The sequence below is a fragment of the Aequorivita xiaoshiensis genome (assembly GCF_022008395.1).
Taxonomy (GTDB): Bacteria; Bacteroidota; Bacteroidia; order Flavobacteriales; family Flavobacteriaceae; genus Aequorivita; species Aequorivita xiaoshiensis.
Window position 1 is genome coordinate 82,670 of record NZ_JAIRBB010000007.1, and the last position, 13,307, is coordinate 95,976.

General features: G+C 34.0%; 16 protein-coding genes. 14 read left to right on the forward strand and 2 right to left on the reverse strand.

Annotated elements, in window-relative coordinates:
* Position 1 precedes the first annotated feature (1 nt).
* Entirely contained in the window at positions 2-640 is a 639-nt protein-coding gene (locus K8344_RS09390; protein ID WP_139854942.1) for a WbqC family protein, read from the reverse strand.
* Between the two features lie 203 nt (positions 641-843).
* On the opposite strand from K8344_RS09390, the gene udk reads away from it, so the two are divergent.
* The 6 genes from udk to K8344_RS09420 all read left to right on the forward strand — a co-directional run bounded on the left by udk (position 844) and on the right by K8344_RS09420 (position 6,048).
* Positions 844-1,461 (forward strand): uridine kinase, encoded by a 618-nt coding sequence (udk, locus tag K8344_RS09395; protein WP_237608447.1) that lies wholly within the window; start codon positions 844-846, stop codon positions 1,459-1,461.
* Complete coding sequence (locus K8344_RS09400) at positions 1,461-1,793, forward strand: FtsB family cell division protein (protein WP_237608448.1); 333 nt, start codon at positions 1,461-1,463, stop codon at positions 1,791-1,793. Before udk ends, K8344_RS09400 begins: the two co-directional genes overlap by 1 nt.
* Entirely contained in the window at positions 1,790-3,190 is a 1,401-nt protein-coding gene (locus tag K8344_RS09405; protein ID WP_237608449.1) for a methylmalonyl-CoA mutase subunit beta, read from the forward strand. The genes K8344_RS09400 and K8344_RS09405 overlap by 4 nt, the downstream gene beginning before the upstream one ends.
* Positions 3,183-5,321 (forward strand): methylmalonyl-CoA mutase, encoded by a 2,139-nt coding sequence (gene scpA / locus K8344_RS09410; RefSeq protein ID WP_237608450.1) that lies wholly within the window; start codon positions 3,183-3,185, stop codon positions 5,319-5,321. Before K8344_RS09405 ends, scpA begins: the two co-directional genes overlap by 8 nt.
* Positions 5,322-5,556: 235 nt before the next feature.
* Positions 5,557-5,718: a hypothetical protein gene (locus tag K8344_RS09415; protein WP_237608451.1), complete on the forward strand. Its 162-nt coding sequence runs from the start codon at positions 5,557-5,559 to the stop codon at positions 5,716-5,718.
* 21 nt (positions 5,719-5,739) lie between these two features.
* Complete coding sequence (locus K8344_RS09420) at positions 5,740-6,048, forward strand: DUF6122 family protein (protein WP_237608452.1); 309 nt, start codon at positions 5,740-5,742, stop codon at positions 6,046-6,048.
* A gap of 47 nt (positions 6,049-6,095) precedes the next feature.
* Here K8344_RS09420 and rlmH read toward each other — a convergent pair whose 3' ends face one another.
* On the reverse strand, positions 6,096-6,569 hold the full coding sequence (gene rlmH, locus K8344_RS09425; RefSeq protein WP_237608453.1) for a 23S rRNA (pseudouridine(1915)-N(3))-methyltransferase RlmH: 474 nt from the start codon (positions 6,567-6,569) through the stop codon (positions 6,096-6,098).
* Between the two features lie 105 nt (positions 6,570-6,674).
* Between rlmH and nadC the strand changes: the two genes are divergently transcribed.
* The 8 genes from nadC (at position 6,675) to K8344_RS09465 (ending at position 13,294) form a co-directional block, all read left to right on the forward strand.
* A complete protein-coding gene (gene nadC / locus K8344_RS09430) occupies positions 6,675-7,535 on the forward strand; it encodes a carboxylating nicotinate-nucleotide diphosphorylase (protein ID WP_237608454.1) in 861 nt (286 codons plus the stop codon).
* Positions 7,532-8,452: a YihY/virulence factor BrkB family protein gene (locus K8344_RS09435; RefSeq protein ID WP_237608455.1), complete on the forward strand. Its 921-nt coding sequence runs from the start codon at positions 7,532-7,534 to the stop codon at positions 8,450-8,452. The genes nadC and K8344_RS09435 overlap by 4 nt, the downstream gene beginning before the upstream one ends.
* Before the next feature lie 17 nt (positions 8,453-8,469).
* A complete protein-coding gene (locus tag K8344_RS09440; protein ID WP_237608456.1) occupies positions 8,470-8,898 on the forward strand; it encodes a DUF2147 domain-containing protein in 429 nt (142 codons plus the stop codon).
* Positions 8,899-8,986: 88 nt separating this feature from the next.
* A complete protein-coding gene (gene priA, locus K8344_RS09445; protein ID WP_237608457.1) occupies positions 8,987-11,437 on the forward strand; it encodes a replication restart helicase PriA in 2,451 nt (816 codons plus the stop codon).
* 179 nt (positions 11,438-11,616) lie between these two features.
* On the forward strand, positions 11,617-11,955 hold the full coding sequence (gene rpsF / locus K8344_RS09450; RefSeq protein WP_139854930.1) for a 30S ribosomal protein S6: 339 nt from the start codon (positions 11,617-11,619) through the stop codon (positions 11,953-11,955).
* A 3-nt stretch (positions 11,956-11,958) separates the two neighbouring features.
* The gene (gene rpsR / locus K8344_RS09455) at positions 11,959-12,255 is read left to right on the forward strand and encodes a 30S ribosomal protein S18 (RefSeq protein WP_073216777.1); all 297 of its coding nucleotides are present in this window, start codon (positions 11,959-11,961) and stop codon (positions 12,253-12,255) included.
* A gap of 16 nt (positions 12,256-12,271) precedes the next feature.
* Positions 12,272-12,724, forward strand: coding sequence for a 50S ribosomal protein L9 (gene rplI / locus K8344_RS09460; protein WP_237608458.1), 453 nt, complete (start codon positions 12,272-12,274; stop codon positions 12,722-12,724).
* Between the two features lie 96 nt (positions 12,725-12,820).
* On the forward strand, positions 12,821-13,294 hold the full coding sequence (locus K8344_RS09465) for a DUF6495 family protein (protein WP_237608459.1): 474 nt from the start codon (positions 12,821-12,823) through the stop codon (positions 13,292-13,294).
* Positions 13,295-13,307 lie beyond the last annotated feature (13 nt).

The following is a 13,307-nucleotide window of genomic DNA, read 5'->3' on the forward strand; positions in this document are numbered from 1 at the left end:
TTTAGCTTTTGATGTAATTCTCAAAAACTTCGGCATTTTCTAAATACGTTAATGTGTTTGGTCCTTCATTAAACAGTAAATCTAATACCGATAGATTTGGTAAAAATGAATGATTTGCTTCGTGAACTTGAGTGTATTTTTCACACTTAAATGCCGACTTTCTCTTAGCGTTAACTAATATACGTAGGTCATCAATTTCGGGTTTCTTTTCAAATTCTGTGGTATGTGAAACTTCAATGTCTATTCCTATTATTTCACAGAGGATATTAAAAATATTTAGATTGAACTCCATTAAGCTTTCTACCTTTTCGGTGAATATAGGTTCTAGGTCGTCTTCATAAAACTCAAAAAAAGGAGAGGTGCGATAAGCGCTTTGCAAACTTTTCCAATGATGGTCTTGCCAAGGAAAGTCGTTTTCTACTAAAATATCCTTAGTTTTTTGACGATTTCCATTTTTGCTGTGCTTCACTGGAATGTTCAACAGTAACTTCCCGTTGCTATGCGCAATATATGTTCGATTTCGGTAAGTTTGCTTTTGGTAGTTATCCTCCACTTCAAAAACTACTTTTTCAGCTTGCGCTACCGCCGCCATTTGTTCAATAGTAGGAAAATATGATGGGTATAGGAGGATTGTTTTCATTTTAAATAATTGAGCGTTTCAAAATTAAAAAAGAAAACCATATTCAAAACAAAATTGATTGACATAGTTTTAAATAGTGTAAAGCTTTTAGGTTTTCACTATAACCTGAAGTAATAAAAAATAAACCTAAACTAACAACCGGAGTGCTATCTAAGGGTGGAACTTGAAACCATTTTCCCTACCTTTGTAAAAATCTTTTAAATATGCTCATAATTGGCATTGCCGGAGGAACCGGTTGTGGTAAAACTACAGTAGTCGATCAAATTGTATCAGAACTTCCAGAAGATGAAGTGTGTATAATATCTCAAGATTCATATTATCACGATACAAGTCATTTAACATTAGACGAACGAACCAAAATAAACTTTGATCATCCACAAGCTATTGATTTTGAATTGTTAGTTAGTCATTTAAAAGAACTTCGCGCTGGAAATTCGTTTGAGCAACCAGTTTATTCATTTATAGAGCATAATCGTACAGGAGAAACAATTACTACCTACCCAAAAAAGGTTATAATTGTAGAAGGAATCCTTATATTATCAGATCCTGTTATTCGCGATATGTTTGATATTAAGATATTTGTACATGCTGATAGCGACGAACGATTAATCCGCAGATTAAAACGCGATATTGCCACTCGTGGTCGTGACTTAGAAGAGGTTTTAAACAGGTATCAAACCACACTAAAACCGATGCATCAGCAGTTTATAGAGCCTACAAAAGAGTATGCCGATATAATTATACCAACCAACAAATACAATACTGTAGCTGTAGAAGTTATTAGAAGTATTATAGATCATAAAATAAGACTTAAAGAATAGTGAATTTATCAGAACTTAGGAATAATAAATTCGTGCGGATTGTAAGTAACAAATTCGTACTAATTCTTGTTGTGTTCATTATTTGGATGTTGTTTTTCGATGCAAATTCCTATCTAACTCACCACGAATTAGACAGTGAAATTAATGCGCTTGAAAACAATGCCGAGTTCTATCAAAAGGAGATAGAAAATGATAAAGCATTTATAAAGAAAATGCAAGATAAAGAGGAAATGGAAAAATTTGCTCGAGAAAAGTATTATTTGAAAAAAGAAAACGAAGATATTTATATTATCGAAAATCAAGATAGTATTAAAAAAGACGATAAGCGATGAGTGAGTTTCTATTTGAAGAATTTGACGAAGTTTCAGCCAAACAGTGGAAACAGCAAATTCAATTTGACTTAAAGGGAGCAGATTATAACGAAACATTAGTTTGGCAAAGTCCTGAAGGAATACACGTAAAACCTTTTTATCATCAGGATGATTTTGATAAAGCGTTTTCTCCAATTCCAGGGCAACCCGAATCATGGAAGATTGCCCAAAAAATATTTATCGATGAGGAGCAAATAGCTAATAATATTGCTATTGATGCAATTAATAGAGGTGCAAATGCTATAATTTTTACTGCAGATGAAGATTTTGATATTAAAGTCGTTTTTAAAGATTTTCCACTTGAGAATGTCTCAGTTTATTTCAACTTAAAATTTCTTTCAGAAACATTTTATACTAAGCTTTTTGAGTTTTTTGCAAATAAAGAAGCATCAGTATATTACAATATTGATATTATTGGAAATTTAACTCGTACTGGGAATTGGTTTCATAACTTAAAGAAAGATCACGAAATTTTAGAGGGTGTTATAAAGAAAAATTTTTCATTAAACTTATTATCTGTAGATACAACTGTTTACCAAAATGCTGGTGCTAATATCGTTCAGCAATTGGCTTACGCCATATCTCACGCTAATGAATATTTAAATCACTTAATTAATTCAGAAGCTAATACTGAAATTTTAAACAAGGAAGAAGCTCAAAACTTAAATATGACTTTTCAATTAGCTACAGGAGCTAATTATTTCTTTGAAATAGCAAAAGTCCGAGCTTTAAGAAAGCTTTATAAAGTTTTGGCTATGGAATATGGAGTAAAAGAAACTTGCCATATTGTTTCTACACCTTCAAAACGGAATAAAACCCTTTACGATTACAACGTAAATTTATTGCGAAGTACTACCGAATGTATGAGTGCTGTATTAGGTGGCGCCAATACAGTCTGTAGCTTACCATATGATGAAATTTATCACAAGAGCAATGAGTTTGGTGAACGCATTTCTCGTAATCAATTACTGATTTTAAAACACGAAAGTTATTTTGAAAGTGTAAGTAATCCTGCTGATGGAACTTATTATATCGAGCAACTTACAACTGAACTAGCTGAAAAAGCATTAAAACTGTTTAAAGAAATCGAGAAGAATGGTGGTTTTCTAAAGCAGTTAAAAGAAGAATCAATTCAGAAAAAAATTAAAGAAAGCGCTGAAAAAGAGCAGCAGCTTTTTGATAGTGGCGAATTAAAACTATTGGGAACCAACTATCATATTAACAAGAATGATAGGATGAAAGAGGATATTGAGCTTTTTCCGTTTGTAAAACACAATCCGGTAAAAACCTTAATAGTTCCAATCATTCAAAAACGTTTAGCAGAAAAAGTTGAACAAGAAAGATTAAGCAATGAGTAGAAGAGATATACAACATATTAGCTTGGATAATTCAGAATTCAGAACTCAGAATTCAGAATTGAATGATGATACATCTTCCACAGCGGAGAATATTGAATTAAAAAAGGAATACTCCAAGGAAGATATTGACAAGCTTCAGCATCTAAATTTTGTAGCGGGAATTACTCCAAATCTTCGCGGACCATATTCTACTATGTATGTGCGCCGTCCTTGGACAATTCGTCAATATGCAGGTTTTTCTACTGCAGAAGACAGCAATGCTTTTTATAGAAGAAACTTAGCTGCAGGTCAGAAAGGACTTTCTGTAGCTTTCGATCTTGCTACTCATAGAGGATATGATAGCGACCACGAAAGGGTAGAAGGTGATGTTGGTAAAGCAGGAGTGGCAATTGATAGCGTTGAGGATATGAAAATCCTTTTCGATCAAATTCCTTTGGATAAGATGAGTGTTTCGATGACGATGAACGGAGCTGTTCTACCAATTATGGCATTTTACATTGTTGCAGCCGAAGAACAAGGCGTTGCACAAAAAGATCTTTCGGGAACGATTCAGAACGATATTTTAAAGGAGTTTATGGTGAGGAATACTTATATCTATCCACCAACACCATCGATGAAGATTATCAGTGATATTTTTGAATTCACTTCTAAAAATATGCCTAAGTTCAACAGTATTTCTATATCTGGATATCATATGCAGGAAGCTGGAGCAACGGCAGACATTGAACTTGCATATACTTTGGCCGATGGATTGGAATACATCCGAACAGGAATTAAAGCAGGAATGGATATAGACACCTTTGCCCCTAGACTTTCTTTCTTTTGGGCAATTGGGATGAACCATTTTATGGAAATCGCAAAAATGCGAGCTGCAAGAATGCTATGGGCTAAGATTGTGAAGAAATTCAATCCTAAAAACGAAAAATCACTTTCATTGCGTACGCACTGCCAAACCAGTGGCTGGAGTTTAACCGAGCAAGATCCGTTTAACAATGTTGCTAGAACTGCAATTGAGGCAGCAGCAGCGGCGTTTGGTGGTACACAGTCTTTACACACCAATGCATTAGATGAAGCCATTGCTTTACCAACAGATTTCTCTGCCCGTATTGCGAGAAACACGCAAATTTATCTACAAACTGAAACCCAAATAACAAGAACTGTCGATCCTTGGGCAGGTAGTTATTATGTAGAAAGTTTAACTAATGAAATCGCAAATAAAGCTTGGGCGTTAATTGAAGAAGTTGAAGAGTTAGGAGGAATGACTAAAGCTATAGAAGCGGGTATACCTAAAATGCGTATTGAAGAAGCTTCGGCTAGAAAACAAGCGCGAATAGATAGTGGTCAGGATGTAATTGTTGGGGTTAATAAATACCGATTGGCAAAAGAAGACCCTTTACAAATTTTAGATGTTGATAATAAAAAGGTTAGAACTTCTCAGATTGAACGCTTAAATCAAATAAAATCTACTCGAGATAATACTAAAGTTGAAAAAGCTCTTGCAGATATTACCGAATGTGCCTGTACAGGTGAAGGGAATTTATTAGCTTTAGCTGTAGAAGCTGCTCGTTGTAGAGCCACTCTTGGCGAAATCTCTACCGCAATGGAAAAAGAATTCGGAAGGTATAAAGCACAAATAAGATCATTTAGCGGCGTGTATAGTAAAGAAATAAAACAAGATGAAAGCTTTGCAAAAGCTAGGGAAATGGCAGATCAGTTCGCAGAATTAGAAGGCCGTCGTCCACGTATTATGATTGCAAAAATGGGACAAGATGGTCACGACCGAGGAGCGAAAGTTGTTGCTACCGGTTATGCCGACGTAGGTTTTGATGTGGATATAGGTCCACTATTCCAAACTCCAGCCGAAGCTGCTAAACAAGCTGTAGAAAATGATGTCCACATTCTAGGCGTGTCGTCTTTGGCAGCAGGCCATAAAACGTTAGTGCCTCAAGTAATTGAAGCTTTAAAAAATTACGGCCGTGAGGATATTATGGTTATCGTTGGCGGTGTAATTCCTGCACAAGATTATCAATACCTTTTTGATGCAGGGGCTATAGCTGTTTATGGTCCCGGAACCCGCATTAGCGATGCAGCAATTGAAATGTTGGGAGTGTTGATTGAATCTATAGAGTAGTGGAATTGGGGCATTTGACTGCTGTATGGTATAAATTAGCAGAATAAATGAGAATTTTTATATAAAGCTTCAAAAACACTTAAAGTTGTACGTTTTGTTGGAAGATAAAATCAACTTTGAAAATGCGATGACCCGCAAACAATTGCCATTCTATTCTGAAGTAAAGGAACAACTATTTATTGATGGTGAAATTAGGTATTTCGTTCTTTAAACTGATAGACAAAAAATAGATTCATTGCTTCTTGAAAATGATATAGTTGCTGGTACTGAAACAATACCAAATCAAGATTTTCGCAATAATAAGAAGGTTTATAAAGTATATGCTTTAGTAGCAGTAAGTATGGTTGTTTTAATAGCTATTACTTTAATTATAGAATTCATTGTTTTCAACAATTAATTTACTTCCATAAAAATTATAATGCTTCAAACAATTATTCATTATACATTACATTTATTAGTTCCTGGACTAATAGCTTATGTTTTCTTCAGCAAAGAATGGAAGAAAGCTTGGTTGTTAATGCTGGCTACAATGCTAGTAGATTTAGATCATCTTTTGGCTACGCCTATTTTTGATCCAGGTAGATGTAGTATAAATTTTCACCCATTACACACTTATTGGGCAATGGCGGTTTATGTGGTGATGTTATTCTTCAAAAAAACAAGAATTATAGCAGTAGGACTGCTATTCCACATGCTAACAGATTTTATAGATTGTCAATGGAATTAAAATTCTACACCATAAATAACATCTCACGTCTCACATTTTAAGTCTCACTATTTATGGTGATACGGTTCATTTCTTAAAATTGTGAACCCGCGATATAGTTGCTCAATAAAAAATAACCTTACCATTTGATGAGAAAAAGTCATTGAAGAAAGTGATACTTTTCCATTCGCACGTTTATATACCTCCTCACTAAATCCATAAGGGCCGCCAATTACAAAAATTAGATTTTTTAGGCCGCTATTCATTTTCTTTTGCAAAAATTGAGAAAATTCTTCAGAAGTATATGTTTTTCCTTTTTCGTCGAGAAGAATCAAAACATCAGCTGTATTTGTTCGCTTTAGAATTTCATTACCTTCCGCTTGTTTTTGAAGGGCTTCAGATAATTTTTTTGCATTTTTAATATCTGGAATTACTTCCAATTCAAATGGAATATAAAACCCCAACCTTTTGATGTAATCATCCATTAAGGATTGTAACTGTTTATTGTCGGTTTTCCCTATTGTAAGTAGTGTAATTTTCATCTAAAAGTTTTCAGATTTCAAAAATACAAAGATAATAGGTGTCTCTTCCTACTTCTCACTTCGACTTTATAACTTTTTAAAGTATTTTAGCTAAAATTTTAAGCTATGATTTCAGAAAAACAATTCAACAAAGAGATAGATATCATTATCGCAAATGCAATTCGTGAGGATGTAGGGAATGGCGATCATAGTTCATTAGCCTGTATTCCAGAAGATGCTACCGGTTCGGCTAAACTTTTGGTAAAAGACGAAGGTATTATTGCAGGGATAGATTTTGCGAAACAAGTATTTGAATATATTGACCCAGGTCTTGAAGTAGAGGTAAATATAAAAGACGGCGCTCCAGTAAAATATGGAGATGTGTGTTTCTATGTTTCAGGACATTCACAATCAATTTTAAAAGCTGAAAGATTGGTTTTGAATGCTATGCAACGTATGAGTGCAATTGCAACTAAAACAAATCAATATGTTAAGCTTCTGGAAGGCACTAATACTAAAATTCTAGATACTCGTAAAACCACACCTGGAATTCGCGCATTAGAAAAATGGGCTGTGAAGATAGGAGGGGGAGAGAACCATCGCTTTGCGTTATACGATATGATAATGCTAAAGGATAATCACATCGACTTCTGCGGAAGTATTACTAAGGCTATTGAAAAAACGCAAGCATATTTAAAAGAAAATCATTTTGATCTTAAAATAATTGTTGAAGCAAGAAATCTTGCTGAGATTGAAGAAATCCTTCAAAGTGATGGGGTTTATAGAATTTTAATTGATAACTTTAATTACGAAGATACTCGTAAGGCTGTAAAACTAATTAACGGTAAGTGTTTAACAGAATCTAGTGGAGGAATTACATTAGAAACAGTCAGAAAATATGCAGAATGTGGTGTAGATTATATTTCAAGTGGTGCGTTAACGCATTCGGTTTATAATATGGATCTTAGCCTAAAAGCGGTTAAATGAGCGAAAACCAAGAAAAGGAAATAAAAATTCCTGTAATACGGGAATTGGTTGATGTAACAAAAAGAATAAAACTCCCAGGATTAGGCCAGTTTTCACTATATCATTTATTAGAAATTTATGTAAATGGTATTGTAAAAGGTTCCTTTTCGCCGCGAGCTAGTTCTATTGCTTATAGTTTTTTTTTGGCATTATTTCCTTTTTTACTTTTACTTTTAAACCTTATTCCATATATCCCTATAGATGGGTTTCAAACGCGGTTTTTAATTTTTATTGAAGCCTTATTGCCTCCGCAAACCACTCAGTTTTTCTATCCTATTATTGCAGATATTGCGGTAAACCCACGCTCTGGTTTGCTGTCGTTTGTGTTTGTACTATCGCTGTTCTTATCAGCAAATGGGGTGAATGCTATATTTAGTGCATTTGAGTACTCATTTCACGTATCTGTAAATAGAAATTTTTTCCGTCAATACCTTGTAGCCCTAAGTGTTGCTATTTTCTTGGCATTGTTGTTGTTAACTTCAGTAGGGGTTATCCTTTATGGAGAATTTATTATTCGCGACTTCCAATCTAGAGCTTATATCGATAATGATTTGTTTTGGATTCAGTTCTTTCAATTTCTTGTATTCCTAATTATGATCTATGTCGTAATTGCGACCTTGTATTACTATGGTACTAAAGAAGGGAAGTCTTCTAGCTTTTTCTCCATTGGAGCCGTAGTTACTACAGTGTTGTTCTTGTTAACCACATATTTTTTTGGAATATATATTAATAATTTTTCAAATTATAACGAGTTATATGGCTCTATTGGTGCACTTTTAATATTGATGTTATATATTTGGATAAACGCAAACCTTTTGCTGCTGGGTTTTGAGTTGAATGTTTCAATTAAGCAGCTGAAAGAAAAAATTAAAAAATAACTTAATCTCTTCAAATTATGAATAAAATATTTTTAACTCTCTCATTAGCTTTAATGACTGTATTTGCTGCTTCGGCTCAAGATGTAACTGGAAAATGGAAAACTATTGACGACGAAACAGGGGAAGCAAAATCTATTGTTGAAATCTATAAGCAAAACGGTAAAGTTTATGGTAAAATAGTCGAAATTTTAAACCCTGCTAAGAAAAATGCAGTATGCGATAAATGCCCAGGAGCAGATAAGGGGAAGCCAATAGAAGGACTTGTAATACTTAAAGGCCTTGAGAAAGATGGCGATGAATATAACGACGGAACTATTATGGACCCCTTAAACGGGAAAGTTTATAAAAGCTATATTAAATTAAATGGAGCAAATAAGCTTGACGTACGTGGGTATGTTGGTTTCTCACTTTTAGGAAGAACACAAACTTGGTCTAGAGTGAATTAAAAAATCATAAAAACAGTATCTTTAGGCCACCATTTTGGTGGTCTTTTTTGTGGTTTCAAATCAAATATTAATCTAATAATTATTCCACTTGTTTTTTATAGATGTTATTCTTCCTATTCCTTTAAAACAAACTTTCACCTATAGTGTAAATAAGGATGAGGCGGCGTTTCTGCAACCGGGTATGCGTGTAGCTATCCCATTTGGAAAGTCAAAAGTTTTTACAGGAATAGTTTATCAAGTTCACGATCAAGCTCCGGTAGGTTACGAAACTAAGTCTATAGATCATATTTTAGATGAAAACCCCATAATTACAACTCATCAGTTAAAGCATTGGGAGTGGATTGCGAAGTATTATATGTGTTCACTAGGGGAAGTTATTAAGGCTGCTTTACCAAGTGCTTTTTTATTGGAAAGTGAAACAATGATTAAGCTTTCTACCGAAATTAATATAGAGGAAAAATCACTTACAGATGAAGAGTTCTTAGTATTCGAAGCGCTTCAAAATCAAACTTCATTACACATAAATGAGGTGCGCTCTATTCTAGATAAGAAAAATGTGGTTTCTGTTATTAATAAATTAATAGATATAAAAGTTGTTGATGTTGAAGAAACCGTTTACGAACAATACACTCCAAAGCTCGTTCGCTATGTAAAGCTTTCACCTGAATATACTTCTGAAGAGAATTTACGTCAACTTTTAGATTCGATGAGTCGCGCTCCAAAACAACGCGAAGTGCTTATGAATCTATTTGTGTTGAGTAGTCAAACAAAAAAGCCGATTACAACTGTAGCACTTCAAAAGAAAAGTAATGCCTCGGCTTCCACTTTAAAATCACTTATCGATAAAGGAGTTTTAGAAGAATATTTTATTCAAAAAGATAGAGTAGAGTTTTCTGGTGAAGTTACCACAGCTATTAAGGAGTTAAGCGAAGCACAAACAACAGCTTATCAAGAGATTAAAGCTACTTTTGCTGAAAAGGATGTTGTGTTACTTCACGGAGTTACATCTAGTGGGAAAACTGAAATTTATGTTCGTTTAATAGAACAAATGATAGCTACGGGAAAGCAGGTTTTATATATGCTACCTGAAATTGCATTGACTACACAATTAATTACTCGACTTCAAAAATATTTTGGAGAAAAAATAGCTGTTTACCATTCAAAATTTTCAGTAAATGAAAGGGTAGAGGTTTGGAATAATATTTTAAATGAAAAGCCAAAAGCACAAGTGGTTATTGGTGCACGTTCATCATTATTTTTGCCTTTTAAGAATCTAGGATTCATAATAGTAGATGAAGAGCACGAAGCATCATTTAAGCAATACAGTCCTTCACCACGTTATAATGCTCGAGACAGCTCTATAGTATTAGCAAAACTACACAAAGCAAAGGTTTTGATGGGGTCTGCAACACCATCTTTAGAAAGCTATTACAATGCTAAAACAGGGAAATTTGGGTTAGTTACGCTAAAAAAGCGTTTCGGAAACGTACTAATGCCTGAAATTGAATTGGTAGATATAAAGGAGAAAAGCCGAAAAAAGCAAATGACGGGGCTTTTCAGTGATAGACTGCTGGAAGAAATGCGTGAAACGTTAGGAAATGGGGAGCAGGTTATTCTTTTTCAAAATAGAAGAGGTTATTCGCCAGTGGTAGAGTGCACAACTTGTGGTGTTTCGCCTCAATGCCCTAATTGCGATGTAAGTCTTACTTTTCATCAATATAAAAATCAATTGCGTTGCCATTACTGCGGATACAAAATAGCGATGATGCTAAGTTGCATAGCTTGTGGAAGTGAAACGCTAGACACAAAAGGATTTGGAACCGAACAGGTTGAAAACGAGTTAAAACCACTTTTTCCGAATCATAAAATCGCACGGATGGACCAAGATACTACCAGGGGAAAACACGCGTATTCAAAACTTATTGAAGCACTGGAAAACGAAGAAATAGATATATTAGTGGGTACTCAAATGCTGGCTAAAGGGTTAGATTTTAGAAATATAGGTTTGGTAGGGGTAATGAATGCAGATAATCTTTTAAACTTCCCAGATTTTAGAGCTCACGAACGAAGTTTTCAATTACTTCAACAAGTGTCGGGTAGGGCAGGGCGTACACAAAAAAGAGGTAAAGTTTTAATACAAACGTATAATCCGTATCATCAAATTTTAAAGCAAGTTAGCGTTAACGATTATGCCGAGATGTATAAGGAGCAATTAGAAGATCGGTACAATTTTAAATATCCTCCATACTATAGAACTATAAAAATTGTTTTTAAAGACAAGAATTTCAAAAAAGTTCAAAAAGCTTCTGCTTGGTTTGCTCAAGCACTACAAGTTCCGTTTAAAGAAAATGTTTTAGGTCCTGAACCTCCACCAATAGGAAGGATTAAGAATATGTATATTATTAATATCCTCATAAAAATTCCTAAGGATCAGTCTTTAAGTAAGAGTAAGAAATTCATTAATAATGTACAGCGTAGTTTTAATACGATTAAAGATTTTTCAAGTGTACGTATTAATATAGATGTGGATAATTATTGAAATTTAGAATATGTTGAGTATATAAAAACTTTAGTAAAGAGTATCAACTTGAAGATTTTTGGGGCATTTCTTTAAATTCTATTTAAAAATAGGTTTGATTAAACCAAATAATGTATTACTTTTGCACCCTCTTTGGCAGGAAGTCAAGGAGTTTTAATAATAATTTTAATAGATTTTTTATGAATCATTACGAAACTGTTTTCATCTTAAATCCCGTTTTATCTGAAGATCAGATAAAGGAGACAGTAAAGAAATACGAAGATTTTCTTGTTTCTAAAGGTGCTAAGATGATATCCAAGGAAAATTGGGGCTTGAAGAAACTTGCTTACCCAATTCAAAAGAAAAAAAGTGGGTTTTACCACCTGTTTGAGTACACTGTAGAAGGTGATACTGTAAACGAATTAGAAACTGAATTCAAAAGGGATGAGCGTTTTATGCGTTACCTTACTGTAAGCCTTGATAAGCATGCAATTGCTTGGGCAGAGAAGAGAAGAAATCGCAATAAAAAATCAGCTTAAATTATGGCAACATTACAACAACAAGCAAAAGGAAAAAAAGACGGAGAGATCAGATATCTTACTCCGCTTAATATAGAAACAAACAAGACTAAGAAGTATTGTATGTTTAAAAGGTCAGGTATTAAATACGTTGACTATAAAGATGCAGATTTCTTATTAAGATTTGTAAACGAACAAGGTAAAATTTTACCAAGGAGACTTACTGGAACTTCATTGAAGTACCAAAGAAAAGTTGCAGTTGCAGTTAAAAGAGCACGCCACTTGGCACTTATGCCATATGTAACCGATCTATTAAAATAAAAAACCAGAACCTATTATGGAACTTATATTAAAGAATGACGTAGAAAATCTGGGTTTTGCAGATGATATTGTAACTGTTAAGAACGGCTACGGAAGAAACTACTTGATACCTCAAGGACATGCAGTACTTGCTACTCCTTCAGCTAAAAAAGTACTTGCTGAAACTTTAAAGCAACGCGCTTTTAAAGAACAGAAAATAGTTGATGAAGCAAAAACACAGGCTGAGAAATTAAACGGACTTGAAATTAAAATCTCTGCCAAAACTGGTGAAGGTGATAAATTATTCGGTTCAGTAAACAACGCTGATCTTGCAGAAGCACTTGAAAAAGAAGGTGTATCTATCGAGAAGAAATTCATCATGATTGCCGGTGGAGCTATTAAGCGTACAGGACCTTACGAAGCAACTATCCGTTTCCACAGAGATGTGATTAGCAACTTCGCTTTTGAAGTTGTTGCGGAAGCAAAATAATTTATTCAATTGAATATAAAAAAGCCTTTCTCAGTTTGAGGAAGGCTTTTTATTTGGAAATAGGTTTTCAATTACCATAGATAACAGATACCAAAAATGAAATACGCCAGATTAACAAAAGAACAATTTGAAGAATTACACCAGGAGTTTATTAACTTTCTTGCTACTCAGTCGATTACTGCAGACGAATGGGCTAAGTTAAAAGTTGAAAAACCTGAAGTAGCTGAAGAAGAGTTAGATGTTTTTAGCGACTTAATTTGGGAAGGTGTGCTTAATAAAGTTAAATATCTAGAGCACATTTCGCCTAAGCAATTAATGCTTTTTCATATTACCGATGCTTTTATGGAGCTGGTCGCAATAAAAATTGATAAGGAAGAGGTTGATATTACAACCGAATACGGCTACAAATGGCTTCAGCAAAATTTACACGACGATGCTGTAAGCTTGTATACTTCTACTAAAGCAATTAAAGAAGATAGAAATAAAGATATTTTTATTCTAATTCAACAAGGGGCTGTTATTACAAAAGGTGAACTTTATACTTATTTTAGCGACTTATTGAAAGAATAATATTCAAATTTAA

Coding starts and splice junctions, on each gene's coding strand:
- K8344_RS09390 (WP_139854942.1), bottom strand. CDS start 640: ATGAAAACAATCCTCCTATACCCATCATATTTTCCTACTATTGAACAA.
- udk (WP_237608447.1), top strand. CDS start 844: ATGCTCATAATTGGCATTGCCGGAGGAACCGGTTGTGGTAAAACTACA.
- K8344_RS09405 (WP_237608449.1), top strand. CDS start 1,790: ATGAGTGAGTTTCTATTTGAAGAATTTGACGAAGTTTCAGCCAAACAG.
- scpA (WP_237608450.1), top strand. CDS start 3,183: ATGAGTAGAAGAGATATACAACATATTAGCTTGGATAATTCAGAATTC.
- K8344_RS09420 (WP_237608452.1), top strand. CDS start 5,740: ATGCTTCAAACAATTATTCATTATACATTACATTTATTAGTTCCTGGA.
- rlmH (WP_237608453.1), bottom strand. CDS start 6,569: ATGAAAATTACACTACTTACAATAGGGAAAACCGACAATAAACAGTTA.
- nadC (WP_237608454.1), top strand. CDS start 6,675: ATGATTTCAGAAAAACAATTCAACAAAGAGATAGATATCATTATCGCA.
- K8344_RS09435 (WP_237608455.1), top strand. CDS start 7,532: ATGAGCGAAAACCAAGAAAAGGAAATAAAAATTCCTGTAATACGGGAA.
- K8344_RS09440 (WP_237608456.1), top strand. CDS start 8,470: ATGAATAAAATATTTTTAACTCTCTCATTAGCTTTAATGACTGTATTT.
- rpsF (WP_139854930.1), top strand. CDS start 11,617: ATGAATCATTACGAAACTGTTTTCATCTTAAATCCCGTTTTATCTGAA.
- rpsR (WP_073216777.1), top strand. CDS start 11,959: ATGGCAACATTACAACAACAAGCAAAAGGAAAAAAAGACGGAGAGATC.
- rplI (WP_237608458.1), top strand. CDS start 12,272: ATGGAACTTATATTAAAGAATGACGTAGAAAATCTGGGTTTTGCAGAT.
- K8344_RS09465 (WP_237608459.1), top strand. CDS start 12,821: ATGAAATACGCCAGATTAACAAAAGAACAATTTGAAGAATTACACCAG.